We start from the raw sequence: 1,068 nt of genomic DNA, 5'->3' as shown, positions 1-1,068 counted from the left end.
GCTCGACCCCCGGCAGCGCGGCGAGCCGCTCGGCGAGCGCCTCCGGCACGCCCGAGGCCCGCACCCGCTCGTGCCGCGACAGGAGCTCGCCGAGCACCCGCGGGTCCTCGCACCGCAGCAGCCGCCCGCCGTCGATGAACGACACCCGGTCGCACAGCGCCTCGGCCTCGGCCATGTCGTGCGTGGTCAGCAGGACCGCCCGGCCCTCGGCGCGCAGGTCCTCGACGAGCTCGCGGAACTCGTGCGCCGACACCGGGTCCATGCCCACGGTCGGCTCGTCGAGCAGCAGCACCCGCGGGTCGCCGATGAGACCCCGCGCCAGGTGCAGCCGCTGCTTCATGCCGCGCGAGAACGTCTCGACCGGCTCGTCGGCGCGCGGCCCCAGGCCCACCCGCTCCAGCAGCTCGGCCGCGCGGCGGCGCCCCTCGCGGCGGCGGTGCCCGTAGAGCGCGGCCCAGAACCGGAGGTTCTGCGCGGCGGTCATGCGCGCGTACAGGCCGCGCTCGCCGCCGAAGACGATCCCCAGGAGCGGCCGGACCCGCTTGGCGTCGGCGACGACGTCGAGGCCCTGCACGCGGGCCGTGCCCGAGGTCGGCAGCAGGATGGTCGAGAGGATCTTGCACAGGGTGGTCTTGCCCGCGCCGTTCGGGCCGAGGAGGCCGTGGACCTCCCCGGGCGCGACGGTGAGGTCGAAGGCGTCCAGGGCGCGGCGCGGCGGCCCGCCCCGGGCGGTCGCGAAGTCGCGGACCAGGGCCCGCACTTCCACCGCGGGAGTGTCGATTCCGATGAGGCTCATGGCTTCAGCATCGCCGCGGCCGCGCCCGCGCGCCATACGTGGTTCCACGTACGGGCCCGCCCGGCTACCCTTGGCCGCGTGTCCCCGCTCATCGCCCGTGCCGCCGAGCTCGCGCGCGTCGCCGAAGCGTGGGACCGGCTCCGGTCGGGCGGCGGCCCGGTCGCCGTGACCGTCGTCGGCGAGGCCGGCATCGGCAAGACCCGGCTGCTGCGCGAGGCCGTCGCCGCGCTCGCGCCGCCGCGCCTGCTCATCGGGACCGCCCGCGCCGACGG

The 1,068-nt window shown here is 77.2% G+C and carries 2 protein-coding genes; one reads left to right on the top strand and one right to left on the bottom strand.

The annotated features are described in order from the left end of the window. A partial coding sequence (locus DI269_RS12985) for an ABC transporter ATP-binding protein (protein ID WP_112136548.1) occupies positions 1 to 796 on the bottom strand: 796 nt, incomplete at its 3' end. A 78-nt stretch (positions 797 to 874) separates the two neighbouring features. Here DI269_RS12985 and DI269_RS12980 point away from each other — a divergent pair. Next, on the top strand, positions 875 to 1,068 hold a 194-nt coding region (locus DI269_RS12980), incomplete at its 3' end, for an ATP-binding protein (protein ID WP_198667386.1).

Origin of the sequence: Glycomyces dulcitolivorans (genome assembly GCF_003265355.1) — a bacterium.
GTDB lineage: Bacteria > Actinomycetota > Actinomycetes > Mycobacteriales > Micromonosporaceae > Glycomyces > Glycomyces dulcitolivorans.
Note: the sequence above shows the minus strand (reverse complement) of the source record. Positions and strands in the feature narration are given on the sequence as shown.